Raw genomic sequence first — 26,441 nt, forward strand, 5'->3', positions numbered from 1 at the left:
CGTCGGACCGTCTGAAGGTGCTGACAAAGAATATACATTAGATCAACGATAAATATACCGCCAAGGCATTATGCCGTGGTGGTTTTTCATATGCCCGTTTCCAACGATCAGGTGTGCAATAAAGAGACTTGCTGTTCTCGGAGCAATTGAGGCAGGAAAACGTAGAAATAAGTGGTTACTAACATCAATGAATGGAGGGATAGAATGATCGGACAGATTTTGATCTTATAAGAAGCCTGGTTCCTGGGTGGAACCGGGCTTCCGTTTTTTTGCGCTGCATTTACTCAAATTTCTTCAAGTCACGGGCTGAGCGCTCTACAGATTGATTTTGCTCAAATACCTCTGCAGCTTCCTCGGCGGAAAATTCCGTGTCGTTTGAACCTGGCACCGGCATTCTGTTCATCTTCGTACTCTGCACTTCCGCTTTTGATACCTCGTTTTGCTTATTGGTCATGTTAGCACCTCCTTATGCTCAATAACGGCAAGCATTATGTTTATCATTGTTCGGATAAATTATGCAACTTGCGTTTTTTGCAAATCGGCTGTGCTACCCGGAAACGTCGAGAAGAACAAAATGGCAGCTGAATTTATGTTACGCTTCACCATCGTGTTGGGCATGGTCTTACAGCTTGCCTTTCAATTCAGAACGTTAGCAGCTAAGCAACTGATTCGCCATTATAACGATACCTTCTATATTTTTGCTATACGCGAATACAGTGCTATTTTGAGGTATCGGAATTAAGCAAAGGGTCAGTCGGGTTGCCTTGCGCTTACAGCCTCCCATGCCTCCCAAGCGGCTAATCGATCGGCATAGGCTCCGCGTACCAAAGGCAAGACTCCAGCGCCGACTGCAAACCGCAGAGGCGGATCCTGGGCGTCTACGATTTGAAGAATCGCTTCGGCTGTTGCCCGCGGATCGCCTCGGTGTTCAGTCACCGCTCATCGGCTTCTATTGCGCTTCCAAATGGGCGGTCGAAGCTCTGCTCGATAGCCTCGCGCAAGAAGTTGAACTATCATGGTAGGGCCATTACTTGCAGAACGTTGGAAAGAATACTACCGTGCGCTTGAATTGGGGAGTTACCGTTTTTGTTTTGCCGTCTCTCGGCACCATAGGCTGGCTTCTAAGAAAACACTTTCTGTCACAGATTTGTATGGGGAAAGATTGGCCGTGGTGAATGGCGGGAACTGCTCAGTTATTCATGATATACGTGATTTTTTGATAAAAAATCATCCTCAAATACGAATTAAAGAGATTCCGCGACTCTACGACCTTGATGGGTTTAATCGCTGCGAGGAAAGTAATACGGTTATGCTGACATTGGAGGCGTGGGCGGATATTCACCCATCCTTGGCGACGATCCCAAGTGATTTGGATTTTGCAGTTCCGTATGGATTGCTATATTCATTACATCCATCGGAGGCAGTCAATCAATTTATAGAGATCATAAAAGAAATGAATGCTAGCAAATAGGGGGACGGGGAAACTATAGCGAAAATTCTAGGAGGTGTATTATGGAAAGAGCTAACTGGATCCCACTACGGAACATAAGTGATGATGAAAAGATTTGGATTGGGACAAAGGTTAGGCTTTATAATGTTGGGTTGAATGTTATTGATAAGGCGGATGACTATTATGATTATTAGGTGTCTTTTATCTATGATAACGTAGAGTATCTTCAACTAACCAACCTCTCGCAAGGTAAGGCAGGTAATATTATTTGTGTTATTAAGAAAGATATACCGAATCATTATGCATTGGGTAAAACCCTTAAAGATAGGATGGGACTTGAAAATACATTTGTCCTTTTAGAGTAGCTAAAGTTAGCTGAACTACCATGAAAGAACGTATTAATTTGCAGATATAGATGCATGGAGGGACGGGAAACGTTAGCTCAAATACAACAAACCGGTAGCGGATTAGAGATCCGCTGCCGGTTTGTTGTTTGAGTAAGGTCAGCATAGTTACATTAATATGTGGTAATATTTTTAAGAACAACTTGATGATACCTTATGGAGGCTACTTCTTGAAGCGAAAAGGAATTAGATTTTTAGCCTTGTTTTCGGTCTTCTTTATCGGAAACCTTATTCTAAACGCGATATTTAAACCGGATTTGGAAGTTAGAACAGCATTCTTAGTAGCATTTGGTACCTCAACTGGCGTGGCCTTAGTTGAATATTATTTAAAGAAACGCAAAGTCGATGATTGACGGGGAACGTTAGTTCAGAATAACACGACAGCAGCCGGCCTATAACGTCTGGTTGCTTTTTGTCGAAAGGGCAGGGTACTTCCAATATAATTGAGATTGGAGACTGGACTAGAAAGGGTTTTAACTCAAGGGGGTGGTTAAGTGAATGAATGTATCATCACAAAAGTTAATCATCTAGAAACCACTAAGATAATGCGACTCGTTGAAGAAAGTACGAGCGAAGGATTTCGTCACATCAAACGATTAGTGATCGACTATGAAGCAGGAACCAATAAATTTGACGGGGACGGGGAAGCACTCTTCATCGCTATTAAAGACGGCGATATTGTTGGGGTTTGCGGGTTAAACCAAGACCCTCACACAGGTAGTAAAGCAGTTGGTCGTGTTCGTCGCCTCTATGTCTTACCAAGTGTCCGTCGTTTCGGGATAGGACGCTTGCTGATGGATTCAGTTATTACGGAGGCTAAAAATTACTATCAGATGCTTGTATTAAAGACAGATAATCCAAATGCAGATATGTTTTATCAATCTATTGGATTTTCTGTTAAGGCTGATTCACAAAATGATACTCACTTTGTGAAGTTCAGCTAACGGAGAACGTTAGTTGCAATATCTTTGGAATGAAGAATAAACTAGGGGAGATGAACGAGTTATCATTGTTTCTTGTGTGCTTGTATTTTCTACTTTAGTTTGTGACGCTGAGAAATGGAGTGATGTATATGGATTCAGCCTATTTCGCAAACGCACCGGAACAAATAGCTTTTTATTGTATAATTGCTCTGGCTGTTGGATGTGAGTTGGCAATTCGAATTTATGCGGATCTTAATTCATATCGATCACGCAGAAATAGCAAAAGGTCGGACTCAGGTTCGATCTTTATTGTAGTTTTAGGACTTTCCGGAACTATTTGTTTGAGTTTTTTTCTTGCAAGCGATGTTATGCCGGTTTTTATTAAACAACTAGAATTGCCACATCTATTTTATTTTTTTGGGATTATTCTTATAATCCTCGGAATTGTTCTCAGAGTTGCATCCGTCTTAACTTTAAGAAAGTATTTCACTGTTACCGTACAAACTATGAAAAATCATCAACTCATACAAAGCGGCGTCTATAAGCACTTGCGTAATCCATCATATACAGGTTTGTTATTTATTTCGGTCGGAGTTGCATTTTCTTTGGGTAACGTACTCGCCATTATTTGTTCAACGTTTATTTTTACACTATGTCTTCATGTTAGAATTAAAGTGGAAGAAAAGGCATTACGTGAACAATTCAAAAAGGAATTCGACGAATATTGTTCAAAAACGTATAGATTGATCCCGTTCATTTGGTAAATCGTTCGTTTAATGCTCAGCGAGACCCGCGCAGATAATTCCGCTAACGGGACACTATAATTCAATCAATAAAGCCGCAGCAGATCGGAGGATCTGCTGCGGCTTTATTGAATTAAAGGGCGAGGACAGGATTCATTAAGAATTATAGAGTTCTAAAAGAGATGAAGATATTGCCCGAATTCCATCATTCAAGAATTGAAGGAATAACTATGAGTGGTCTCCGGAACGGTAACGATTGATTTCAAAGCGCCAGGCATGAAAAATGTATGGGCAAGAGCGTGGCATCAACCGGATGAAGCGCATTCGGGTCCCAACGGTTATAATGCCTGGATTCAACAACGAAATGCACATGCAAGATTAAAGAATTCGATATGTATGGTAAGAATCAACAGCACAAACACACAATCTAGAAATGACTATCATCGGGACGAATCAAAATTAATTTCTGGTGCAGGGAAGATTTATTTATTAATGAAATATTGTCAAGATAATAATTTAATGTATCGTTCGATCGCATATAAATCTACTATTGAGAACGCGCGCTTTTGGAAGGAAATAGTAGTCCCTGATAGAATGAATAGAAGATGACAGGTAATAAACTAGTTACACATAAGGAGATAGACTAATGGCAGAAAACAAATTGCTAAGAATGGACAATGTTGGCATCGTTGTTGAGTCCCTTGACGAAGCAATCTCTTTCTTCGAAGAGATTGGCTTGAGGCTGGAAGGGCGGGCTACTATCGAAGGTGAGTGGGCGGGTCGCGTAACCGGGCTAGGGTCGCAGTGTGTAGAGATTGCTATGATGGTTACCCCAGATGGCCACAGCCGTCTTGAACTTTCGCGATTTCTCACTCCACCTACAATATCAGATCACCGAACAGCGCCAGTAAATGCCCTCGGTTATCTACGCGTCATGTTCACCGTTGAAGATATTGATGAATTGGTATCCAGACTTATTAAGCGTGGTGCTGAGCTCATTGGCGAAGTAGTTCAATACGGAGACTCGTACCGGCTCTGCTACATGCGTGGTACTGAAGGGCTTCTAATCGGTTTGGCGGAACAGCTCGGTAATAAATAAGTGGTTTGAAAGAAGACTTAACTGGAAAGTACATTACGATCGTTCAAAAAGCCATGTCTCTTCAAGAGGCGGCTTTACTTTAATGATCTTGATTTAAAGCGTTGCGTTGTTATTGGTGATAGGTGGACCGATATGATTGCTGCCAAATGCAGGATGTACCAAAGTGTTAGTAAAAACAGGTTCTGGCGAGAAAGCGCCGGCGAGATACCTTAATCATCAATATTTTGATGAATGGCTTGAAGCTACTCCAGACTACATAGCTGAGGATTTATTAGACGCTGTCAACTGGCTATTAAAATAGCGTTCAACTAGCGTAGGATGTGTGCAAAAAGAGGGCATTTGAATGGCATCTTTGCAAGAAAAGACGAAAGGGTGAGGATTCATGGAAGTAAATGTGTTAGAGCGTTTACCAAATCCAATAATCTTAAAAAAGCTAATGAAAGTCCAAGCGTCATTAAATATTATTCTTTGTCGAGATGAATGGCTTCGTTACCATAGTTTTGTTCAAGATTGGGATGAAGGTGTTTGTATGGCGAAAATAGATAATGGAGCGGGTGACCATCTAATTATTTTGTTTTCCCCTGAAGGCTCCATCATAAAAGGCTTCGATCATGAATCTGAATTAAGCCCGTATGCTCAAGATGAACATCAAGTATTGCAAGGGATTTATGATGACGTTCCTAAGGAATTAGTATCTTTGCTTGAAGATGATGCAATTGAAAAAGACGATGTGACTTTTTGTATATGGCGTAAAAGCAGTGACGTTAACTGGCACAAGGGAAAAGTTGAAATTCCATTGGGTGTAAGCGATGGTTCCGATTTTTTAATCGGCTGTATATTCCATACACCGGAGGACTTTGTAGAATTTGCAGAAGGCTATTTTGAATTATCGCCATCATTAGAGGTTGTTGCAAAAATTTATAATGATTTCCCCATTACGGAAGAGATAATCAATATCTTAAATCCCGGCTGTGATGTAAAGGAAGTTCTTCAAGAGTTAGAGTTATTACGCTTAAGGAGTTAGTGAGGCCGTTTTCTCAAGGCGCTAGTACTTTCTTTGGTGGTACTATATCTCACTAAGCTAATTTTTCGAGGGGCTTTCACATGAAATCAAAAGATATCATTTACATGATTTATAATGAGGATGAACAGTCTGTTACATCAATGGGAATCGAGTTTACTGATTTTATCAATTGTTTTACTTTTGAATTAAACTATATCTTGCTTCTTGCATCTGGATATGCGGGTGAAGATTTTCATTCTGGTGTCGGATTAGAGTTTGTTACAAGTGAAAATTTAAATGACCTTTACAATGAGAATGTATATTCCTATGGTGATTTTTGTTGGGTAGATTTTAATACGGTTAGTGCCCTTGATAATCTAGTACCACAAGAGAAAGCAGAATTGTTGTATTTAAGTCATTATAAACAACCATTAGCAAGCCCCTTTTTCGATAAACTTGACAATAAAATTGTATACTTGGCACATGATGATGGTTGGTTCAACAAAATTTTTTACAAAGATATAAATAATTACATTGAAGTATTGCGGCATTTGATTTCATTTCGATTGAAGTCTTATAAGAAGAATGTAAGGTCACTGAATGTAGACGTTGCAGAAGAACTGGCTCAAATGGCCAGAGATGGAATATTGATTGATTTATACAAATTAATCAAATCTAGAAACGGCGTAGAAATTCCATTTAACGTTATTGGTAAGGTATACGACTTTGACGATGTTTATACTAACATGGAAAGATATAAAGCAAAGGCCAGGTTGGAATATTGGCTCGTATATAAAAACAAAGAATGGAGCATTAAGTCATATAGATAAATCTCTAAAATGTTTTAACGCACTGAATTTGATGCAAAAAATTTGGGAATTGAACTTTTGGGAAATAAAAAATCAATCGTTGGGAGGAAAGCTGATCGGTGGACATCTCGCAGAAATTAAAGATTGGGGCACTGAAAAATAAGATTAAGGATCAATTTGGTCAAGATATTTTAAACATCTTAAATGGACAGATGATGTTTGAAGAATTTTATCGTCATCAGTTAATGGAAAATGGCGACTATGTTCCTTTCAATGAAGCCATGTGTTCAAACGATACGACCGCTGCGATCTTCAGCGATGAATTTAAACAAATAAGAGCATCCGGACATCAAGTGCCTTTAGAGGAGTATGAGAAAATTACCGTGACTCCTTTGATATCCCTGTTTGAGAACAAATACAAATGCATCGTTTTGTGGTTCGGAGATGACATGTTCTGTCAAATCAATCTACTGACCGTATTGGCGTATTTAGAACAAATGGGATACGATGGGAAAGTGTATTTCCATACGGTGAAGGAAATGACTTATGAAGTGGAAGAAACGGAAATCAGGCTGGAAGGCTATCAAGAAATTTACCAACAGGTTTTGATTCATCATCGTTTACCCGAAGCCCATTTAATGCCTGTGATGTACCAGGGAATCCGTTTATATCTAGAATATATAAAAGTAGATAACGAAATCACCGCGTTTATTAAGAAGCATAAAGATAAGACGCAGGATGAATTATTGCAGCGCTTATTTCATCGATTCCCTCACTACGGTTTAGGAGATTTGCAGTACATCAAATTAATGGAAGCTTTATCCTAATGAGAAAAAAGAAACAGTTGATAAGTTGGATAATTTTTAATGTCGGACAAATCATTCTTCGGAGGCGATCTTGAGATTGGACTAGCCATCGGAACCGAAATGAAGCTGCCGACACTTTCGGCAGCTTCAGCCCATAATTCCGCGAAAATTATTTTTTAACCACGGGTACCCAGAATTCGCCGTAAAAACTGCCCTCGCCGTTATCTTCGCGATAGGTCGCATTTGGACCGCCGATGTAAGCATAATCGGTGATTTGGCTCAGGACTTCGCCGAAAGCAAGGTACGTCAACTGATCAAACAAGGTTTCCTTGTCGCCATTCCCCGCGACCACGATGTACTCGCTCTCCGGAAACTCGATAAGGCGAGTTGCGTCAGCAACTGATTTTCCGGCTTCTACCGCGAAATAATTCCACGGCTTGCCCTGATAAACTTCGTTCACTGACCATTCACGATCGTCCTTTGCGGCGTCTTTGAGCTTGGCAAATCGCCCGTCAGCCTTGAGTTTGCCCCAAAACTCGGCTTTTTCCTTTTGCAATGCTGTCATGTCTTGAAAATTGGACTGGATTGAGAAACCGTACGCGGTTAATGTGAATGATTTTTTGTGTTCAATTGTGTATTCTGCTGCCATATGAGCTCCTTTCGCATTCCACAAAGATTAGTTTTCCACTTTTTTTGCGCGAAGCCACATTTCGCCGTAGAATTCACCGTTTTCAGCCGCTTTGACGAATGTGGAGTTACCCGGGCCAACGTATTTGTAATCTGTAATTTCTTGCAGCAAACCGCCGAACACTTGGCCTGTGATTTGATCCGCGAGGCTGTCTTTGTCAGCGCCTGTGCCAGGTACAACGAGGTAGTCGCCAGCGAGGAAATCGAGGACGACCGCGTCTTCCACCTTGAAATCTCCCATCACGCCGAAGCCGCGCCAAGCCTTGCCGTCGAGCACATAATTGATTTGATATTCCTGCCCGTCAGCCAGCGCGAGAAGCTCGGCAAGCTTGCCATTTTCAGTGATTTCAGCCTTTTTCGCCGCCGTTTTTGCCGCATTGCCTGCCCAGTCGTTAAAGTCCTCAAATGAAACACCGAAAGCAGTCATTTTGTAGTTTTCCGAGATCGTTTTGATGGAGTAGTTAGACATTTTGTTCTCTCCTTTGCGGATTTACTTTTACAAGATCGATTCTATTGGCCGAATGTATCAAAAAATGATACTTTTTTGATACAATAAAATCATGAAGAAAACAGAACGAGTAAACCTAATCATGCGCTACATCAATAACCGCGCGCATTTTACGATTGCCGAGATTCAGCGGGAGTTCAAGATTTCCCGCGCGACGGCGATCCGCGACATTAATGAGATTCAAGCGATGGGTTTTCCGCTGACGACCGAGCTGGGGCGCGGCGGGGGCTACAATGTCCTGCAAAATCAGTATTTGCCGGCGGCACGGTTTACGCCGGATGAGCTGAAGGCGATTTTCATCAGTTTTATCGCCTCGAAAAATTCACAGCTGCCTTATCTGCAAAACCGCCGCTCGATCACGGAAAAGCTTATCGGCATCGCGTCGCAAACGCAGCAAGACGAGCTGATCGAGCTGAATCATATTTTGCTTTTTGAAAATACGAATCCTGCTAATCCGAATCTTTTGGAGCTCGATGATGCGGCGCCTGCGGAGCTAAACCAGTTGATTTCGCTAGCTGTGCGAGATAAGCATTTACGCGTGACGTATGAGCCGAGTCCTGGCTGGCCGCAGTTGCTGGACGTTTTTTTGCTTCACATTTTCAACTCGAACGCGCAGTGGCTAGTAGAGGTATATGATTTTGATACGGATGAGTTTCGTTATTTGCCTGTTGATTTGCTTCGGGATTCCGCTATTTCCGATCATGAGATGAAGTACTCCGAGCAAGAGATTTTAAGCAAAAAACGGATGGGTGCGCGTCAGTCCAATCTGGTTGTAAAGCTTGACGCGGTCGGAATTCAGCGTTTCAAACGCATGCACCCGCCGGGGATTATTTTGTCCTTTACCGGAATGTTTCAATCGAGCGGGATTTTTAATGCTCAGCTGGATGTGACTGACGTTGAGGAGCTGGCTTATTACGCGGATTGGCTTTTGTTCTTGGGGAAGGGGGTTATGTTCGAGCGGATTCCGGAAGAGCTGCGCCTGATTTTGGAGGATCGCTTAACCAATCTAAGATTTCCTATCTAATCTACTATTGTATAAAAGTTAGCTGCAGTGACGATACTTCTAAATATCTGGTATATTTGGAGGTTATTTTCGTGAGTCAACAACTAAGCTATGACAAGACCCATCTTATCATATCAAACTTTCTGAATGAGAGTAACGATAAGGTGTTTTGCTTTCTGAAAGCGGAGCATACAACCGGAAATTCTTTTGTGCTAAAGAGATATTGTAAGGATAATGGGCATGCCATTTATATGAATTTAAAGTCTGCTAGATCCACGAAAACGTTAATTCTTCAATTGCTGCATGCGATAGAAGTTCCTTTTGTAAAGCAATATCAAAATGATTACTTAGTTCACTTGTTATGTTCGGAAATCGCGAAAAAGAAGATCTCTCATTTTGTTTTTGATGATATTCAAGAATTAGAAGCCAGCACGAATATCTCTGAGATATTCGAGCTATTCAGATATATAAATATCAATACGGATGTTCAGTTTATTTGCGTAGGCTTCAGCATGACGGCAAGCTTATCCGCGGAAATTACCAGGCGAAGCGAGTTTTTAAACGTTATATAAACCTAGCCCTTGCGTCAAAGCAAAAAATCCAGTTCAGCCGCGCTGAACTGGATTTTTGTGTTGAACATAAACTATATAGCCGCTTTTTCAGAAATTGCTTTCTTAGATTTTATGATCTGTTATCTCAAGAGAAGGAAGGAGCTCTTGGTTTAGAATTTCGAGAATCCTTTCCAGAGTTATGCTGTTGTTTACTATGCGGAAATCGATCAGACCAAAAAATGGCCTTAATGCTTCATCGTGAATATTATCGATCTCTAATGCCTCGAAACTAACCTGTAAAACCTGGCAACCATTGATGGAATACAAAATGTCAGCTGCAGCGTTTGTCAGATCATGATCCAGATGTAACGAATACCGGGTGTTGTCTATCATGATTCTATTACTCAAAAATATCCCCCTATAGTTGTTAAATTTTGATATAGGGTAGTATATCATGACTACTTAAAAAATGTAAGTATTATACAGAATAGCCATCGGTTATTTAGTTTTGGGGAAATACGATCCAGACGGCTTCGAGCTTTGCGTTGCGGCTTCTAGTGCAATTGATTTATTTTAGTCGATATTGTTACAATGTAACTAATGAAACGAAGTCTTAAGGAGGAGAACGATGTCCAAGAGCATTTATCAACTGGACTGTAACATAGCACAGACCCTCAATATTATAGGGGACCGCTGGACCCTGCTGGTAATCCATGAAATAATGACGGGAAAGAAGACCTTTAACGAAATCAAGCAAGCACTGAAGACGATTTCGGCGAACGTTCTATCCGAACGGTTAAAGCAATTGGAGGAAGACGGGCTTATTGCCTCCAATCTATACTCCGCGCACCCCCCGCGTTACGAATATGAATTAACGGAAAGCGGACATGACTTGGAGATGGTACTGAATGCTTATCTTCTGTGGGGGAGAAAACATTTGGACAAAAGCTATAAAGTGATGAAGCACGCAGACTGTGGCCATGAAATCGAGCTGCGTTATTATTGTCCCAAATGCGAAAGCTTGGTGGATAATATATCAGTCGAGCGAATTGCGGGAAGCTGCACTTGATAGAGTAAATGAGTCGGGCTATTTTAAACCCGGCAATTTTTACAAAAAGTAAGTTGTAAAAACTAACTTGGTATGATAAATTGACTTTAGCGAGATGGGAAAAATGGTAAGTTTGCATATACATTTTTTTTTGATCTGTAAGTTAATTATTGTAACTAAGTATATTTTATTAATTCTAAGGAGAGACGAATATGACTGAAAAAATGAAAGCAGTAGGACTCTACAAATATTTGCCGATTGAGCATCCGGAAAGTTTAATGGACATTGAATTGGAAAAACCTAAACCTACGGGTAAGGACCTGCTTGTGCGGGTCAAGGCGATTTCCGTAAATCCGGTTGACTATAAGGTTCGGGCCCCTAAGGAGCGTACGGAAAGCGTTCCTCGCGTGCTTGGCTGGGATGTATCCGGTGTCGTTGAAGAGGTAGGAGCGGAGGTTACGCTGTTTCAACCTGGCGATGAAGTGTATTACGCCGGTAGCATCACGAGGGCCGGCGGCAACAGCGAATTTCATCTCGTAGACGAACGAATTGTTGGATGGAAGCCGTCCAGCCTGAATTTTGCCGAAGCCGCAGCTCTTCCGCTGACCACGATTACGGCTTGGGAAAGCTTATACGACCGTCTGGGAATTTCTACTGTCCCTGGCAATAACAGCGGGAAGACGATTCTGATTATCGGAGCGGCTGGCGGTGTAGGATCGATTGCAACGCAGTTAGCGAAGCATGCGGGTCTTACGGCCATCGGAACCGCTTCCCGACCTGAATCCGTCCAATGGGTCAAAAATCTCGGTGCGGACAAAGTGATTAACCATTTTGAACCCTTCGTTCCCCAATTGAAAGCAGCTGGGTACGAGAATGTTGATTACATCCTCTGTTTGAACAGCACGGAGAAACACTGGAAAGAGATGGCTGAGGCGATTGCCCCTCAAGGCAAGATTTGCTCTATCGTAGAGACAGACGAATTGTTGAATTTAACATTGCTTAAAAATAAAAGCGCAACCTTTGCATGGGAGCTTATGTTTACCCGTCCGACGTATCAGACGCCCGATATGATTGAGCAGCACAAACTGCTTAACGAAGTAGCGGCACTCATCGATCAAGGTATCATCCGGACGACCACTAACGAAATCCTGTCCCCGATCAATGCGACGAACCTGCGCAAGGCGCACGCTTTATTGGAAACAGGCCGTACCGTTGGGAAGATTGTTTTGCAAAAGTGATATGAGGTGACCTGATCATGGATACTCAAAGAGATAAGGCTGATGCTTTAATTATCGGATTTGGCAAGGGCGGAAAAACGCTGGCGCCATTCCTGGCTTCGCAAGGATTAAAGGTAACTCTCGTAGAAAAATCTCCGACGATGTATGGAGGAACTTGCATTAATGTGGGTTGCATTCCGACTAAGGCATTGGCGCATGAAGCCCATTTCATTTCGCTGAACGAAGAGCATACCCTCGATGAAAAGAAGAGTAAATATGCCAAAGCGATTAAGGAGAAAGATGCTCTTGTTTCCCTCCTCCGCACAAAGAATTTCAACAATGTAAACGAACAGCCAGGAGTAACGGTAATAACCGGTACGGCTTCTTTTTTGTCGCCTAATGAAGTGTAAGTCGATACGACTGATGGAACAATAATTGTGGAAGCGGACCGAATCTTTATTAATACCGGGGCTAAGCCGGACGTACCGGGAATCCCTGGCATTACGAGCGATCTTGTCTATACAAGTGCGGAGCTGTTGGATTTAAATCAATGGCCTGCTCGCTTGGCCATCATTGGCGGTGGCTACATCGGAATGGAATTTGCCTCGATTTATGCGGGCTTTGGTTCGAAAGTGACGCTCCTGATAAGAGGTAATCGCTTCATGCCCAAAGAGGATTCCGACATAGCCACGGAAGTGCGGCGCACTCTCGAAAACAAAGGCGTTCAAGTCTTATTAGAGACAGAAGTTAGCGAGATCGTAGATACGGGACCGACGGCGAAGCTAATTGTGAAATCTGCCGATGGAACAGTGGGAGAACTGGAGGCGGAAGCCGTTCTGACGGCAACGGGACGTTCGGCCAATACCGAAGGGTTAAACCTCCAAGCTGCAGGCGTGGAAGTTACGAACCGCGGGTTTATTAAAGTTGACGATAAACTCCGGACAAATGTTCCGCACATCTGGGCGATCGGCGATGTTAACGGAGGACCTCAGTTCACGTATATCTCTCTTGATGACTATCGCATCATAAAGGATCAATTGTATGGCAAGGATCTCCGCACAACGGAGGATCGTAAAAACATCCCGTATTCCGTCTTTATTGATCCTCCGTTATCGCATGTCGGATTAACGGAAGAGGAAGCGATAAGAAGGGGATATTCCGTAAAAGCGGCAAAGCTTGCTGCCGCAGCCTCGCCGAGAGCCCGTCAGTTCAAACAGACCGAAGGTTTGTTGAAAGCCGTAATCGACGTGGAGACCAATGCGCTGCTTGGATTCACAATGTTTGCTGCGGAATCAAGCGAGGTCGTTAATACGGTTTCTACCTTTATGAACACCGGGCAGCCTTATACGGTGCTTCGAGATACGATTTTTACGCATCCTTCCATGTCCGAAATTTTGAATGATCTTTTGAGTACGATCTAAACCATTGTGCAAACATGAAGGGGCTGTTCCATTTGTGGCATATTAATGCCTTATGGGGACAGCCCCTTTTTACTTTGCTGCCACCGGGAATTTTCGAGTGAGAGCGCATAATGTTCATATAGCCGTCCATTTCAGGACGGCTATATTTTTTTCAACAGGCCGCCACTTGTTAGACAGCTGTATATTTTTAACAATTTGGAAAAGCAATATAGAAAGGTTAGGCGCATACAGTTATGACTGAGTGTTTTATAGATTGCTATTACAGGAGGGAAGAGGTTGATACCCATCGAAACGAAGCGTAAAGCCGTTATGAGCCACTGGAACGCTCCACGGACCTTTGTGCGGAACGAAGGACAAACCCGTGGTGACATTTGTTATTATTCCAATAAGTCCGGAAGCCAGATTGCGTTCTCCTCTGATCAGGTGCTTTTTGTTTTCACCGGTAACATGCAAGAACAACAGGTAGGCATGGCGCTATCTCTCCGATTTCTTAATGCGAACAAGGATGTACTCCTTGATGGTCTTCATCAAACTTCAGAGAAGGTTCATTATCTTGTCGGAAACGACCCTCGAAAGTGGCATACCGGCCTTTCGGCTTACAAGGAAATTATGTATCGTGAGCTGTGGCCTGGGATCGACTTGGTCTTCTATGAAGATAAAGGGAATTTCAAGTATGATGTTGCGGTAAAGCCCGGCGCTAGAATCAGCGATATCCGATTTGAGTACCAGGGTTCGGAAGGACTCATGCTAAGTGAGGAAGGAAATCTTCACATTCGCACCTCGCTTGGCCTTCTGACAGAAGAGAGGCCCGTTTGCCACCAAATCATTGATGGTCAGAAAGTGCAAGTGGCAGGCCGATTCCTTCTACAGGAGGATGCTGCTATCTATGGCTTTGAGGTTGGCGAAGAATATCGGCCGGACTATGAACTAATCATTGATCCGGCACTTGCTTATTCCACTTACCTAGGCGGAAGCGATACGGATATCGGTTCTAGCATCGCGGTAGATGGTCAGGACAATGCCTATGTGACCGGTCAAACGTTATCGCTGGATTTTCCGGTCACGCCGGGAGCCTTTCAACCCTTTAAAGACGGCTCTTCGAGCGTATTTGTCACTAAAATAAATCCGGAAGGCTCCGCGCTTATTTACTCAACCTTCCTTGGCGGCAGCAGCTCGGATCAGGGACGCGGCATTGCCGTTGATGCATCCGGTCAAGCCTATGTTACAGGGCAAACTCTTTCCCCGGATTTCCCCACAACGCCGGGGGTGTTCCAGCCTTTTCTAAGCGGCGGTCAAGATGCATTCGTTACCAAGCTAAGTCCGGACGGCGGCTCTTTAGTCTATTCTTCTTATCTTGGCGGAGAGGGAGTAGATACCGGGTTCGGCATTGCGTTGGACGGCATAGGCAACGCCTATATTGCCGGTGGAACTTCTTCGTCCAATTTTCCGAATACGAGCGTGGTTCAATCCTTTATTGCAAATGAGCATGCGTTTGTTACGAAAATAAACACGACCGGCAGCGCCATTGAGTATTCCGCTTTACTTAGCGGACACGGGCTTGATGAAGCGCATAGCGTAGCGGTAGACGGAGCCGGCAGCGCGTACGTGACAGGATCTACGACTTCGGTAGATTTTCCAACGACGCCGGGAGCCTTTCAGATTTCATTAACCGGGGTAATTGCCGCATTCGTGTCCAAATTAAACAACAATGGATCGCTATTATACTCTACCTATCTGACCGGCGGGGGAGATGACGAGGGCAACGGCATTGCGGTAGACGACTTTGGTCAGGCTTACGTTACGGGGAGCACAACTTCGCATGATTTTCCGATTACCCCCAATTCTTTTCAACCTTTCTACGGCGGCGGATCATCTGATGCTTTTGTAACGAAGTTAAGCCCAGACGGCAATTATTTGGTCTATTCCACTTTCCTCGGCGGAAGCGAGTCCGATGCCGGCAATGGCATAGCGGTACGATCGGGCTTTGCTTATGTGACGGGAAGCACGGGATCGTTTAATTTTCCAATCACTCCCGATGCGTTCCAGCCATTCCAAGCGGACGGGGGAGACGCATTCCTTACGCAGCTGAATATTATGGGCAACGAGCTTGTCTTCTCCACTTACCTGGGCGGCAACGCAAGCGATGTCGGCAATGCTGTCGCTGTCGACAATTCGGATTGCATCTTCTTGACCGGTCAAACTTCCTCTTTCAATTTTCCGGTATCGCCGGGAGCGTATCAACCGTTCTTGCGTGGCGGCAGCGATGCCTTCGTGCTGCGATTCTGCTTGAGTCTTGGAACGATAGTAAAAAAGTTTCCGGACCGGTTCGAAGTGGCTAGAGGAGAGCAAGTCGTCTACACAATCGATATTCAAAATCCAAGTGCGGCAACACTCACGAATGTGGTTGTTCATGACCCTTTCCTTGGCCTATTCGAAGTCATTCCCGTCATTCCGCCGTTCTCCAATCATATCGTCCAATTTGTATATAATGTCCCTCTTGATCAGCCGTTGGGGCCGATTACCAATACGGTGTTTGTAACCTCAGATCAATTCTCGGAACCGCCTCTTACGGCCGAGTCGGAAGTTCTTGTGACGGGAACCCCGCTTCTTGTCGCCAGCAAAAAAGTAAATCCGCCTGCAGCCTTTCCAGGAGATACGGTTATTTTCACCCTTATTGTCGAAAATCACGGAGATAGTGATTTGTTAAACGTCCATATTGTGGATCCGCTGCTTGGATTGGATCAATTTATCGGCGATATTCCGCCGGGCGGTATCTATGATATAGATTGGCCGTTTGTAATTCCTCCCGAAGCGCAGGCTGGACTGTCCATCGCGAATTTCATGACGATCACCTCGGATAATTTGCCTCAGCCGGAGGAAGTGGGAACCGTAGTTGAAGTGCTGCCTGTTCCTAGACTGGAGATGATTAAGGAAGCGGATCGGAATATCGTGTTTCCTGGAGAAAGCGTTCGTTTTTTCATCACCGTTATCAATTCGGGCAATGTGGAGCTTACGAACATCCGGATATTCGATGATATTACCGGATCGGAATTTTTCATTCCGGTGCTTTTTACCGGGGAGAGCAGAACAATCGATTTCGTCTTTGACATTCCGCTTGAAATGCCGCCTCAAATCTATATAAACACGGCTTCGGCTATCAGCGACCAAACGGGGGAACCCGTCTTCGATAGTGCGGAGGTAAACGTACTCGCCGATGCGAGGCTTGGCATCATCAAATTTCCGGAGACGTCAAGCGTAGCGCCGGGGCAAACGATTCTTTACACGGTAGTTCTGGAGAATATCGGCAACGTGCCGCTTACCGGAATTCGCATTATCGATCCGCTACTTGGCATTGATGAATTTGTGCCCGATCTGGCAGTAGGCGAGATTCGACACCATGTCTTCTCATTTATTGTTCCAAGGGAAGCTTCGATCGGAACGGATATCGTGAACCTCCTGACCGTTGAAACGTCCGAGACCGGTCCTCAAGAAGCGGAATCCGTTATCTCGGTAACGGGGGTAGGTCTATCGCTGCTGAAGGAGCCTGATCGAGCGATTGCCCTTCCGGGCGATCTGATCACCTATACGCTTACGGTTACGAATTTGTTAAACACCCCGCAGACGAATGTCGTATTAAGCGATTCGCTGCTTGGGATAAGCGAAACGGTCCCTGTCCTCCAACCGAACGAAACCATTACCCTGACTCTGACGTTCGCCGTTCCCGTGGACGCATTGGAAGGCAGTGTTATCCGCAATACCTTAATCGTTGAATCGGACCAATCGCCGCAGCAGGAGACGAATGCCGATGTTGTCGTTGTACTGCCGCCGGGGCCGGCATTATTAATTCAAAAGCTCCCTGACCGGAATACGGTGCATCCGGGCGAGACGATCACCTACACGTTAACCGTAACGAATTTGTTTAATATTGCGCAGACGAATGTCATTCTTGTCGACGAACTGCTGGGGCTGAATGAGAGGATAGCATTACTTCCCGCAAATGACACCGTCACGTTTACGTTGACGTTTACCGTTCCCGTCGATGCGGCAATCGGCAGCATTATCCGCAATACATTCAGGGTCTTTTCGGATCAATCGGCTGAACAGGAGACGGCAGCCGAGGTTATTGTAGAAGCGTTTCCCGGACCATTGCTGCTTGTTCTAAAGGCTGCCGATCGCAATACGGCGGCGCCGGGCGAGACGATTGCCTACACCGTTTCGGTTACGAACCTGCTTAATGTCCCCCAGAATAACGTCCGGTTAATCGATCCTTTTCTAGGTGTAGACGAGACGATCCCGGTACTTCCGCCGAACGGAACGGTAACACTGACCTTTACGTTTACGGTTCCTTTGAGTGCGGTACCCGGCACTATTCTTCGCAATACCGTTGTAGCCGCTTCGGATCAATCCCCGGAGACAGAGACGGTTGCAGAGGTCATCGTAGAAAATCCGCCGGGACCCGCTCTATTCATTCGCAAGGTTGCCGACCGCAATACGGCCTCGCCGGGCGAGACGATCACCTATACGCTGACCGTTACAAATCTGCTTGGCACACCTCAAACGAATGTTGTGTTGACGGATGTATTGCTGGGGCTTAGCGAGACGATCCCGTTACTCATTGCCAATGGATCCGTCAGCCTGACGTTGACGTTTACCGTTCCTTTGGATGCCGTGCTTGGCAGCACGATCCGAAATACGTTCACAGCCGCTTCCGATCAATCGCCGGAAGCGGAGACGGTTGCGGAAGTGACAGTACAAGAACCGCCGGGCCAGACGCTTCAAATTCAAAAGGTTGCCGACCGCAATACCGCTGTGCCGGGCGATACGATTACGTATACGCTAACGGTTACGAATCTGCTGAACGTGCCGCAGACGAATGTCGTATTGACCGATGCCTTGCTTGGGCTCTCTGAGACAATTCCGACCTTGCCGGCGAACGGTTCAATTACTCTAACGCTGCCGCTCACCGTACCTTTGGACGCCGTCGTTGGAAGTGTCGTCCGGAATACGTTTATCGTATCGTCGGATCAATCGCCGGAGCTTGAGACCATTGCCGAGGTTCAAGTCGAGTCTTCGCCTGGACCGGAAACAACGCTTATCGTTCGCAAACGGTCCGACCGGAGCTCCGCATTACCCGGCGATACCATTCGATATACAATCGAAGTGACCAACACCGGTGTAATACCGGCTACCAACGTTGTTGTAAATGATTCGCTAACCGGTCAATCATTCACCATTCCGGTGATTGCGCCGGGCGGGACGGAGAGGGTGAGTTTCGAGTTCGCGGTGCCGCCAGGAACAACGCAAGGAACGGTAATCGCGAATCGCGTTACCGTTACCTGGACGGAAAAGCCTCCTGGTTCCCTGCCTGTTGTGGATGAACAAAGAGTTATTGTGGCTGATCCCGTAGAACTGCCGGAATTGGAAGTCGAAGCAACCCCGGAATTGCCGAAGCCCGGAGAGACGGTAACCAAGACCATTACCGTCACGAACGTCACCAATAACACGCTGACCAATGTTCGCGTCTTCGATACGCTGCTTCGTTTCCAGACGACAATACCGTCGCTCGCGCCCGGAGAGAGACGGGTGTTCACCCTTCAGCTGCCAATCGCGCCTGGAACACGGGGCGGTACCCGCTTCAGAAACATTGTCACTATTTTCTCCGACCAAACGCCTCAGCAGCAAAAAGAGGTTGATATCGAGGTGCAGTCCATCCCTGACGCATCCTTGACCGAGTCGGTTGATCCGTCAATCGGAAAACCGGGCGAGACGGTGGTTTTCACCATTAAGTTCTGCAACACGGGGAACGTCTCTCTGTTTAACGTAAAGTTGAACGCACCGCTACTGGGCATCGAGGTACGTATTGTGGAATTCGAGGCGGGCGCATGCGAGACGATTCGGATCCCGTTTGTGCTTCCTGAGGTGGAGGAAGATACCGTCCTTGTAAGTCCGGCAACGCTCGTATCCGACAACGGTCCTACTAGGCAAGCAAGTGCCTCGGTAACGATCATTGTAGAGGAAGAATAGAAAAAAATCGCCCAACTCTCTGAAAAGAGGAGGGCGATTTTTTACATCTTTATTGATTTAAACCCGAAGCTCCGGAACCTGCCGCTCCACGTAGGACCGCACGGCTTCCGCATCGTCCATGTCCAGCACGGCTTCCGCGAGGGAAGACAGCTTCGCGCGGTCAAGGCGCGAGAGAAGGGCGCGGGCGGGAAGGACGGCGGATGCGCTCATGCTGAACTCGTCTAGTCCCAGCCCAAGCAGAATCGGAATCGCGATAGGGGTTCCGGCCATCTCGCCGCACATGCCAACCCACTTGTTCTCCTTATGAGCCGCTCGGATAACCTGATGAATCAGCCGGAGGACGGGAGGATGGAGCGGATCGGATAAATAGCCAAGCTTGGGATTCATCCGGTCTGCCGCCATCGTATATTGGACAAGGTCATTGGTGCCAATGCTGAAGAAGTCGACTTCCCGGGCGAACCGGTCCGCCATTTGGGCGGCTGCCGGGATTTCGATCATGATGCCGGCTTCAATCCGTTCGTTAAAGGCGACATGCTCGCTTCTGAGTTCTTGCTTGGCCTGCTCGAGCAGAGCTTTGGCTTGGCGCCATTCGCCAAGCGTCGCAATCATCGGGAACATGATCTTCAGATTTCCGTACGCGCTTGCTCGCAATACGGCACGCAGCTGCGTCTTGAACAGGTCCGGACGGTCCAGACAAATCCGGATCGCGCGGTAGCCGAGGAACGGATTGTCTTCCTTCTCGAGCTGCAGGCTTGGCAGCTCCTTGTCGCCGCCGATGTCCATCGTTCGAATAACGATGGGAGCAGCTTGCCCGAATGCTTCGGCTGCCTCTTTGTAGGCCGTGAACTGTTCTTCTTCCGTTGGCAGGTCAGGACGGCCCATATACAGAAACTCGGTGCGGAAGAGCCCCACGCCTTCGGCGCCTTGCTGCTGCGCTTGACGGGCATCCTGCACGGAGCCGATGTTGGCCACAAGCTCCACCTGATGTCCGTCCGCGCTGACCGAAGGCTGTCCGCGGAATTGCTCAAGTAGCGCGCGTTGACCCGCCGCCTGTTCTTGCAAAGCTTGATAACGGGCAAGCTCTTCGTCTTCGGGATCCACCAGAACAAGTCCGGCAGCGCCGTCTACGATAACCAGCTGACCGTCCTCGATACGCAGTGCTTTGTCTCCGGCGCCAACAATCGCAGGAATGCCGACCGAGCGGGCAATGATCGCGGAGTGGGAGGTGCGTCCGCCAACAGCCGTAACGAATCCGCCAATGACCGATGGATCCAGCTGAGCCGTATCCGACGGCGTCAGATCGAAGGCGAACAGGATAGACTTCTCGTTTGAACTTGTTGCAGCTGTTGCTGCGGCCGGAACGGCATCGGCGTCGGTGTCGTGACCAAGCTTGCGGATGACGCGGCGGCTGACATCGCGGACATCCGCCGCGCGCTCCCGCAAATATTCGTCATCGAGGGAGGCGAGCATTGCCGCTACTTCTTCGCCGGACTCGTTTATTGCCGCTTCCGCCTTGTAGCGTTGTCCGCGGATCCGCTCCTGTGCCGCACCAATCAATTCTTCGTCTTCGAGCAGCATCAGATGCGCTTCGAAAATCTCGGCTTCTTTCTCGCGCCCGCTGGCAATCATGCGGGCATGAAGCTCTTCAAGCTCACTGCGCGCTGCCGCCACAGCTGCATCGAAGCGGCTGAGTTCAGCCGCTTCTTCGCCTGCTTCGACATAAGTTACCCCTTGAGGAACAGCCTCTTCGCGGAGGATAACCGCCCGGCCGATTGCATAACCTTCCGACGCGGCGATCCCCTTTATCTCGGTTGCCATCATTAGCGTGCCTCCTTACTCTGCTTCCACAGAAGCCAGCACAGCGCCAATAGCGTCAACCGCAGCTTCGGCTTTCTCTCCTTCGGCACTGACAGTAACCGTATCGTTGTGCTTGGCTCCGATCGACAGCACGTTAACCAGGCTTTTTGCGCTGACTTTACGGCCGCCTTTCTCGATATAAACCGTACCTTCGCAAATTTTAGCAGCTTCAACGATTTTTTTAGCGGGACGGGCGTGGACGCCCGTCGGGTTCATAACCACGTATGCTTTCTCCACCATAAGTCCTCCTAAAGGAATTGCCGCCCGAATGGCCTTGTTGGGCCATTCGTCGTAATTCTTACTTCGTAAGTTTAAGCTATTGTTCATCCTATTTATCTGACTACATGCGTTTTTTGATTTGTTCTTTCAACCGTTCCGACTGCGTACCGAAAATCGCCTGCACGGCGCCTTTGCCAAGACGCATAACGCCTGCCGCGCCAAGACGCTTCAGTTCAGCGTCATTGACTGCTTTCTCGTCTTTCACGATCAGACGGAGACGGGTGATACAAGCGTCAATGCTCTCGATATTGCCGGAACCGCCAAGCGCCGCGAGAACTTGACTCGCTTTATCGTCGCCTGCGCCCGCCGGCGCTCCGTCCTTGCCGCCTTCTTCAACCAGATCATCGTCTTCGCGGCCAGGCGTTTTCAGGTTCAGCTTCACGATTACGACGCGGAACAGGACGTAGTACACTACCGCGTATACGAGACCAATCGGGATAATCATCCAGCCTTTTGTCGAGAGCGGATAGTTGATCGCGTAGTCAAGGAAGCCGGCCGAGAAGCCGAAGCCGTGGTGAATGCCAAGCTCAACGACGAGCCAAGCGGAGATACCCGTTAATACGGCATGGATCACGTACAGGACCGGTGCCACGAACATAAAGGCGAATTCAAGCGGTTCCGTAATACCCGTCAGGAACGAAGCAAGAGCGGAACCGATAAAGATCGAAGAAACAAGCTTGCGCTTTTCCGGTTTGGCCGTATGAATAATCGCGAAGGCGGCAGCCGGAAGAGCGAACATCATGATCGGGAAGAAGCCTGTCATGAACATGCCTGCAGTCGGGTCTCCTGCAAAGAAGCGGTGCAGGTCGCCGTGAACCACGTTGCCTGCAGCATCCGTGTAATCGCCGATTTGGAACCAGGCGATCGCGTTGATAACATGGTGCAGACCGAATGGAATAAGCAAACGGTTGGCCGTCATGAAGATAAACGCGCCGACGCCGCCAAGATCAACAATCCAGCGTCCGAACGTATCGAGCCACGATTGGACGGGCCCCCAGATGAGACCAAAGATCAGACCGACGATAACCATCGCAAACGAGGTGATAATCGGAACAAAACGTTTGCCGCCAAAGAAGCCGAGCCAATCCGGCAGCTTAATGTCGTGGTACTTGTTATAGAAGTAGGAAGCGACAAGACCCGCAATGATACCGCCCAGTACACCCATGTTAAGCGTTGTGTCTTTATCCACGAGACCCGAGAATACGGTTGGGATTTTGCCCAGCACGTTTGTCAGAACAAGATACGCAATAACGGCGGCAAGCGTTGCAACCGCATCGCCGGCCATCCCGATCGCAACGCCGATCGCGAAGATGAGAGGCAGGTTGTCAAAAATCGCGGAGCCGCCCGCCGCAAGGAACGGAGCGATATAATGGTTGAGGAAGTCGCCGAACTGGCCGAATCCGAAATCCTTTACATAATCGATGTTGCCGAAACGCAATAAGAGGGCTGCCGCAGGCAAAGCTGCGACAGGAAGCATTAGAGATTTACCGATCTTTTGCAAAAATGCGAGCATCTTATCTCACTCCATGTCCATAGTTTAGGTTTTCAGAACAACCTTAATCGTATCCGGATCTCCGGCAGTTACGGTTTTGAAGGTGCATTCCACTTTCTCCGCGCCGTCTTCGTTCGCAACGATGATCGGCGTGACTACCGGATAACCCGCATCGCGGATTTTGTCCAGATCGCATTCGAGAAGGGTTTGACCAGCCTTGAAGGAATCGCCTGTCTTTACAAGGGCTTTGAAGCCGTCGCCGTTTAAGGCAACGGTATTGATGCCAACGTGAATAAGCAGCTGCAGTCCGGACGAATGCTCGATGATCAAGGCATGATGCGTGTCGATTAAATGGCTCACAACGCCGTCAAACGGCGCGATGACGCGTCCTTCCGTCGGCTCGATTGCAGCGCCTTCGCCCATTAAGCCTTGCGCGAACGCTTCGTCGGGTACTTCGCTGAGCGGAACAAGCTTGCCGCTAATCGGTGCGGCTACGCTAACGGAATTCGATTTTTTGCCAAACCATTTCATATGATCTACTCCTTGCTATCCATGTTGTTGTCTGTCTATGTTCATTCTGCATTCTCCGAACGGAACAACCGGTACAAATGCATGGCGAGGTAACCAATCTCGTCGGAGGAGACCTTGACGTTTAGTCTTTCTCCAATCATCTGCGCGATTAATTCCGCCTTCTGATGCTCGGCAGGTATTTTGTGTTTAATTTCTGCGGAGAACGGATTTTCAGATTCCTTATTCTGCAAAATTCGTTCCATCATATAACGCAAATGCATAATCAGCCGGGCATAATCCGAGCTCTTCTTGGACAATGGCGCTTCCCGCCAGCCCTCGATCCGCTCTACGATCTCGTTCATCAGCTCCGTCAGCTGAACCATTTGTCCCGCGGTAACGGACCCTGCTGCCGAATACACGTGATACGTAAGAAAGCCGATTTCATCTTCAGGGATAATGACGTCGAATTTCTCGCTGATCATCTTGGCTGCCTTGGCGGCGATTTTGAACTCTTGGGGATAACACATCTTCGTTTCGTACAGGAAAGGATTGACGATTTCCATGCCGTTTCTTAACCGGTAGACGACAAACTGAATATGGCTCGGTAAGGCGAAATACACTTTCGGATCGACGGGCGTTCCCAGCCGTTCCCGAATCTCATCAATGATCTGCTCGGAGATTTGCACCACCTCCGGGTCCAATTCCTCAAGCAGAGAATGGTAATGCAGCGCTTTATCCCGGTCGTCCAGCCGGTACCGCTTCTCGATTCGCGGGTCTTCGGCATCGATAAACTTCCGGCCTTTGCATGAGAAGCCAATGCCCTTGCCAAACAGCACGTATTCCCTCGATGAGTTCGGCTCCATCGTTAGGATGACATTGTTGCCAACGATCCGATCGATCCGAAGTTGTCCCGTGAGTCCCACGTCAATCCCTCCTCTCAGTAGTAAATTCCCCATTTTGAGCACAAAAAAACCAAGAAAAGACACCGCCGTCATTCGGGCGGATACTCTCCTTGGCTCATGCCTAGTCGAACTAGTAACATGCCAAAAGGCTTGTTATATATTTGGCTCGTTATCACTATAAATCATGCAAACGTTTACGTCAATTGAAAATTATTCATCCCTTTAATTTTTCGCGGTGATTCTTGAGACCTACCCTGGAAGAACCCTCGCAGCTGGCTTTCATATAATAATAGATAACGTATCCTCTAAGTTTGAGAGGGTGACGAACATCAGATTTGGCGCTGAGGAGTCGGAACCGTAAAATGGTATTCGAACCAAGCTTAACGGCAGATGCTGCTGCCCTGTCATAAATGAAGGGTCTTTTTTTGCAGGCAAGCTTGACGTTTGCTATATAATTAGGCACAATTACTTACTAGATACTTCACTTACTATACGTATATTACTTACTTTACGTACATGAATAGGAATGGAAGCAATGTCAATCATTAGACTATCGAAGCACGGTGGCATTGCTGAGGAGGACATATGGATGGGTTCATCAGGGTATGACGGTCATTTTGAATTCGGCATTTACACATTAGGCGATCTTGCGGTGGATCCCCGTACGGGCGGGCTCAAAAACGCGGGAGAACGAATGAAGGAAATTATCCGGGCAGCCAAAGTTGCGGATGAGGCGGGCATTGACGTATTCGGAGTAGGCGAGCATCACCGTCTGGACTTTGCTTTATCCTCGCCGCCGGTTTTGCTTGCCGCAATCGCGCAGGCGACCTCGCGCATTCGTCTTACAAGCGCAACTACGGTACTAGGGACCGCGGACCCGGTACGGGTATTCGAAGACTTTGCGACGCTTGATCTCATCTCGGACGGGCGTGCGGAGATTATCGCCGGCCGCGGCGCATATATCGAATCTTTCCCGCTCTTCGGCTTTGAGCTGGATGACTATAAAGAATTGTTCGCTGAGAAGCTTGAATTAATGAGGCAGCTCAATTTATCGGAACGGATTACATGGAGCGGCCGTCTTCGCAGTCCTTTGGAGAATGCTGAAATCGCACCGCGTCCGGCGCAGTCTGCGATCCCGGTCTGGGTTGGCGTAGGCAGCACGGCGGAAAGCGCGTCTCTGGCCGGTCGGCATGGGGCGGGCATGGCACTAGCGCTGCTTGGCGGAGAACCGTCGAAATACAAGCATCTTGTAGATTGTTACAAGGCAGCGGGCATCGCAGAAGGCTATCGGAGTGAAGAGCTGAGGGTAGCGATTACCGGCCACTGCTATGTTGCAAAGACAACCGAGCAGGCGCTGGACGAATTTTATGCCGGCTATTCGGCATACTATTCCCAGTTCATGGGCGGCAAGGAGAACGGAACTCCGCTCTCGCGGGGGGATTTCGAGAAGCTTGCGGGTTCGCTTGCGATTGGAAGTCCGGAGCTGATCGCGCGGAAGATTATCGAACAGCACAGGCTGTTTGGCCATTCCCGCTTTATGGCCCAGATGGACATTGGAGGCATGCCTGCCGCACAGGTGGAGTCATCCATCCGATTGCTTGCTAAGGAAGTTGCGCCGATTGTCCGGGAAGCCCTGCAAGTAAAGGTCTAACTCAAGATTGTTAAAAGTTGACTATTCACACTAGACAACTCGGAAAAACAGCGT

25 protein-coding genes and 2 pseudogenes are annotated in these 26,441 nt (G+C 47.2%); 18 read left to right on the forward strand and 9 right to left on the reverse strand.

The annotated features are described in order from the left end of the window. Positions 1-280: 280 nt before the first annotated feature. Together EV294_RS30210 and EV294_RS03775 are read right to left on the reverse strand one after the other, a co-directional pair. Entirely contained in the window at positions 281-454 is a 174-nt protein-coding gene (locus EV294_RS30210) for a hypothetical protein (protein WP_165930569.1), read from the reverse strand. 296 nt (positions 455-750) lie between these two features. Next, on the reverse strand, positions 751-936 hold the full coding sequence (locus EV294_RS03775; protein WP_207918092.1) for a hypothetical protein: 186 nt from the start codon (positions 934-936) through the stop codon (positions 751-753). A 79-nt stretch (positions 937-1,015) separates the two neighbouring features. Here EV294_RS03775 and EV294_RS03785 point away from each other — a divergent pair, with 79 nt between their 5' ends. The 10 genes and pseudogenes from EV294_RS03785 to EV294_RS03830 all read left to right on the forward strand — a co-directional run bounded on the left by EV294_RS03785 (position 1,016) and on the right by EV294_RS03830 (position 7,258). Continuing rightward, positions 1,016-1,471 (forward strand): type 2 periplasmic-binding domain-containing protein, encoded by a 456-nt coding sequence (locus EV294_RS03785; RefSeq protein ID WP_207918093.1) that lies wholly within the window; start codon positions 1,016-1,018, stop codon positions 1,469-1,471. 41 nt (positions 1,472-1,512) lie between these two features. Further along, positions 1,513-1,815: pseudogene (locus EV294_RS03790) on the forward strand (hypothetical protein). 209 nt (positions 1,816-2,024) lie between these two features. Then, the gene (locus tag EV294_RS03795; RefSeq protein WP_132303955.1) at positions 2,025-2,207 is read left to right on the forward strand and encodes a hypothetical protein; all 183 of its coding nucleotides are present in this window, start codon (positions 2,025-2,027) and stop codon (positions 2,205-2,207) included. A 141-nt stretch (positions 2,208-2,348) separates the two neighbouring features. After that, on the forward strand, positions 2,349-2,798 hold the full coding sequence (locus EV294_RS03800; protein WP_243711558.1) for a GNAT family N-acetyltransferase: 450 nt from the start codon (positions 2,349-2,351) through the stop codon (positions 2,796-2,798). 128 nt (positions 2,799-2,926) lie between these two features. Next, a complete protein-coding gene (locus tag EV294_RS03805; RefSeq protein ID WP_165930570.1) occupies positions 2,927-3,541 on the forward strand; it encodes a methyltransferase family protein in 615 nt (204 codons plus the stop codon). A 625-nt stretch (positions 3,542-4,166) separates the two neighbouring features. Then, the gene (locus tag EV294_RS03810; RefSeq protein ID WP_132303959.1) at positions 4,167-4,619 is read left to right on the forward strand and encodes a VOC family protein; all 453 of its coding nucleotides are present in this window, start codon (positions 4,167-4,169) and stop codon (positions 4,617-4,619) included. A 136-nt stretch (positions 4,620-4,755) separates the two neighbouring features. After that, complete coding sequence (locus EV294_RS03815) at positions 4,756-4,920, forward strand: hypothetical protein (protein ID WP_207918094.1); 165 nt, start codon at positions 4,756-4,758, stop codon at positions 4,918-4,920. 81 nt (positions 4,921-5,001) lie between these two features. After that, positions 5,002-5,643, forward strand: coding sequence for a hypothetical protein (locus EV294_RS03820; RefSeq protein WP_132303961.1), 642 nt, complete (start codon positions 5,002-5,004; stop codon positions 5,641-5,643). 80 nt (positions 5,644-5,723) lie between these two features. Beyond that, positions 5,724-6,452: a hypothetical protein gene (locus EV294_RS03825; RefSeq protein ID WP_132303963.1), complete on the forward strand. Its 729-nt coding sequence runs from the start codon at positions 5,724-5,726 to the stop codon at positions 6,450-6,452. 98 nt (positions 6,453-6,550) lie between these two features. Continuing rightward, on the forward strand, positions 6,551-7,258 hold the full coding sequence (locus tag EV294_RS03830) for an AraC family transcriptional regulator (RefSeq protein ID WP_132303965.1): 708 nt from the start codon (positions 6,551-6,553) through the stop codon (positions 7,256-7,258). Between the two features lie 148 nt (positions 7,259-7,406). Here EV294_RS03830 and EV294_RS03835 read toward each other — a convergent pair whose 3' ends face one another. Beyond that, complete coding sequence (locus tag EV294_RS03835; RefSeq protein ID WP_132303967.1) at positions 7,407-7,886, reverse strand: GyrI-like domain-containing protein; 480 nt, start codon at positions 7,884-7,886, stop codon at positions 7,407-7,409. 27 nt (positions 7,887-7,913) lie between these two features. Continuing rightward, a complete protein-coding gene (locus EV294_RS03840; protein WP_132303969.1) occupies positions 7,914-8,393 on the reverse strand; it encodes a hypothetical protein in 480 nt (159 codons plus the stop codon). Between the two features lie 91 nt (positions 8,394-8,484). Here EV294_RS03840 and EV294_RS03845 point away from each other — a divergent pair, with 91 nt between their 5' ends. The 7 genes and pseudogenes from EV294_RS03845 to EV294_RS03870 all read left to right on the forward strand — a co-directional run bounded on the left by EV294_RS03845 (position 8,485) and on the right by EV294_RS03870 (position 19,696). Continuing rightward, a complete protein-coding gene (locus tag EV294_RS03845; RefSeq protein WP_243866889.1) occupies positions 8,485-9,456 on the forward strand; it encodes a helix-turn-helix transcriptional regulator in 972 nt (323 codons plus the stop codon). Positions 9,457-9,527: 71 nt separating this feature from the next. After that, positions 9,528-10,007 carry an AAA family ATPase gene (locus EV294_RS03850; protein ID WP_165930571.1) on the forward strand — a complete coding sequence of 160 codons (480 nt, stop codon included), beginning with the start codon at positions 9,528-9,530 and terminating at the stop codon, positions 10,005-10,007. A 607-nt stretch (positions 10,008-10,614) separates the two neighbouring features. Next, on the forward strand, positions 10,615-11,055 hold the full coding sequence (locus tag EV294_RS03855) for a winged helix-turn-helix transcriptional regulator (protein ID WP_132303974.1): 441 nt from the start codon (positions 10,615-10,617) through the stop codon (positions 11,053-11,055). A 191-nt stretch (positions 11,056-11,246) separates the two neighbouring features. After that, complete coding sequence (locus EV294_RS03860; RefSeq protein ID WP_132303976.1) at positions 11,247-12,272, forward strand: zinc-binding alcohol dehydrogenase family protein; 1,026 nt, start codon at positions 11,247-11,249, stop codon at positions 12,270-12,272. Between the two features lie 17 nt (positions 12,273-12,289). Next, positions 12,290-13,243 (forward strand): annotated as a pseudogene (locus tag EV294_RS30590) (dihydrolipoyl dehydrogenase family protein); the annotation flags it as partial. 45 nt (positions 13,244-13,288) lie between these two features. Continuing rightward, positions 13,289-13,672 carry a hypothetical protein gene (locus EV294_RS30595; protein ID WP_243711580.1) on the forward strand — a complete coding sequence of 128 codons (384 nt, stop codon included), beginning with the start codon at positions 13,289-13,291 and terminating at the stop codon, positions 13,670-13,672. 276 nt (positions 13,673-13,948) lie between these two features. Beyond that, a complete protein-coding gene (locus EV294_RS03870) occupies positions 13,949-19,696 on the forward strand; it encodes a DUF7507 domain-containing protein (RefSeq protein ID WP_132303978.1) in 5,748 nt (1,915 codons plus the stop codon). A gap of 57 nt (positions 19,697-19,753) precedes the next feature. Here the strand turns inward: EV294_RS03870 and ptsP are convergent, their stop codons facing one another. The 5 genes from ptsP to EV294_RS03895 all read right to left on the reverse strand — a co-directional run bounded on the left by ptsP (position 19,754) and on the right by EV294_RS03895 (position 24,757). Beyond that, complete coding sequence (gene ptsP / locus EV294_RS03875; protein WP_132303980.1) at positions 19,754-21,517, reverse strand: phosphoenolpyruvate--protein phosphotransferase; 1,764 nt, start codon at positions 21,515-21,517, stop codon at positions 19,754-19,756. 12 nt (positions 21,518-21,529) lie between these two features. After that, positions 21,530-21,793 carry an HPr family phosphocarrier protein gene (locus EV294_RS03880; protein ID WP_207918095.1) on the reverse strand — a complete coding sequence of 88 codons (264 nt, stop codon included), beginning with the start codon at positions 21,791-21,793 and terminating at the stop codon, positions 21,530-21,532. A gap of 100 nt (positions 21,794-21,893) precedes the next feature. Continuing rightward, positions 21,894-23,345, reverse strand: coding sequence for an N-acetylglucosamine-specific PTS transporter subunit IIBC (nagE, locus tag EV294_RS03885; RefSeq protein WP_132303982.1), 1,452 nt, complete (start codon positions 23,343-23,345; stop codon positions 21,894-21,896). A 24-nt stretch (positions 23,346-23,369) separates the two neighbouring features. Beyond that, positions 23,370-23,855 carry a PTS sugar transporter subunit IIA gene (locus EV294_RS03890; RefSeq protein WP_132303984.1) on the reverse strand — a complete coding sequence of 162 codons (486 nt, stop codon included), beginning with the start codon at positions 23,853-23,855 and terminating at the stop codon, positions 23,370-23,372. Positions 23,856-23,896: 41 nt separating this feature from the next. Then, on the reverse strand, positions 23,897-24,757 hold the full coding sequence (locus EV294_RS03895) for a PRD domain-containing protein (RefSeq protein WP_207918096.1): 861 nt from the start codon (positions 24,755-24,757) through the stop codon (positions 23,897-23,899). 568 nt (positions 24,758-25,325) lie between these two features. Here EV294_RS03895 and EV294_RS03900 point away from each other — a divergent pair. After that, positions 25,326-26,387, forward strand: coding sequence for an LLM class flavin-dependent oxidoreductase (locus EV294_RS03900; RefSeq protein WP_132303986.1), 1,062 nt, complete (start codon positions 25,326-25,328; stop codon positions 26,385-26,387). Positions 26,388-26,441: the final 54 nt, after the last annotated feature.

The organism is Paenibacillus sp. BK033, from assembly GCF_004345425.1.
In the GTDB taxonomy this organism is placed as follows: Bacteria; Bacillota; Bacilli; order Paenibacillales; family Paenibacillaceae; genus Pristimantibacillus.

Coding starts and splice junctions, on each gene's coding strand:
- EV294_RS03825 (WP_132303963.1), top strand. CDS start 5,724: ATGAAATCAAAAGATATCATTTACATGATTTATAATGAGGATGAACAG.
- EV294_RS03820 (WP_132303961.1), top strand. CDS start 5,002: ATGGAAGTAAATGTGTTAGAGCGTTTACCAAATCCAATAATCTTAAAA.
- EV294_RS03785 (WP_207918093.1), top strand. CDS start 1,016: ATGGTAGGGCCATTACTTGCAGAACGTTGGAAAGAATACTACCGTGCG.
- EV294_RS03855 (WP_132303974.1), top strand. CDS start 10,615: ATGTCCAAGAGCATTTATCAACTGGACTGTAACATAGCACAGACCCTC.
- EV294_RS03835 (WP_132303967.1), bottom strand. CDS start 7,886: ATGGCAGCAGAATACACAATTGAACACAAAAAATCATTCACATTAACC.
- nagE (WP_132303982.1), bottom strand. CDS start 23,345: ATGCTCGCATTTTTGCAAAAGATCGGTAAATCTCTAATGCTTCCTGTC.
- EV294_RS03880 (WP_207918095.1), bottom strand. CDS start 21,793: ATGGTGGAGAAAGCATACGTGGTTATGAACCCGACGGGCGTCCACGCC.
- EV294_RS03805 (WP_165930570.1), top strand. CDS start 2,927: ATGGATTCAGCCTATTTCGCAAACGCACCGGAACAAATAGCTTTTTAT.
- ptsP (WP_132303980.1), bottom strand. CDS start 21,517: ATGATGGCAACCGAGATAAAGGGGATCGCCGCGTCGGAAGGTTATGCA.
- EV294_RS03900 (WP_132303986.1), top strand. CDS start 25,326: ATGGGTTCATCAGGGTATGACGGTCATTTTGAATTCGGCATTTACACA.
- EV294_RS03810 (WP_132303959.1), top strand. CDS start 4,167: ATGGCAGAAAACAAATTGCTAAGAATGGACAATGTTGGCATCGTTGTT.
- EV294_RS03845 (WP_243866889.1), top strand. CDS start 8,485: ATGAAGAAAACAGAACGAGTAAACCTAATCATGCGCTACATCAATAAC.
- EV294_RS03890 (WP_132303984.1), bottom strand. CDS start 23,855: ATGAAATGGTTTGGCAAAAAATCGAATTCCGTTAGCGTAGCCGCACCG.
- EV294_RS03860 (WP_132303976.1), top strand. CDS start 11,247: ATGACTGAAAAAATGAAAGCAGTAGGACTCTACAAATATTTGCCGATT.
- EV294_RS03840 (WP_132303969.1), bottom strand. CDS start 8,393: ATGTCTAACTACTCCATCAAAACGATCTCGGAAAACTACAAAATGACT.
- EV294_RS30210 (WP_165930569.1), bottom strand. CDS start 454: ATGACCAATAAGCAAAACGAGGTATCAAAAGCGGAAGTGCAGAGTACG.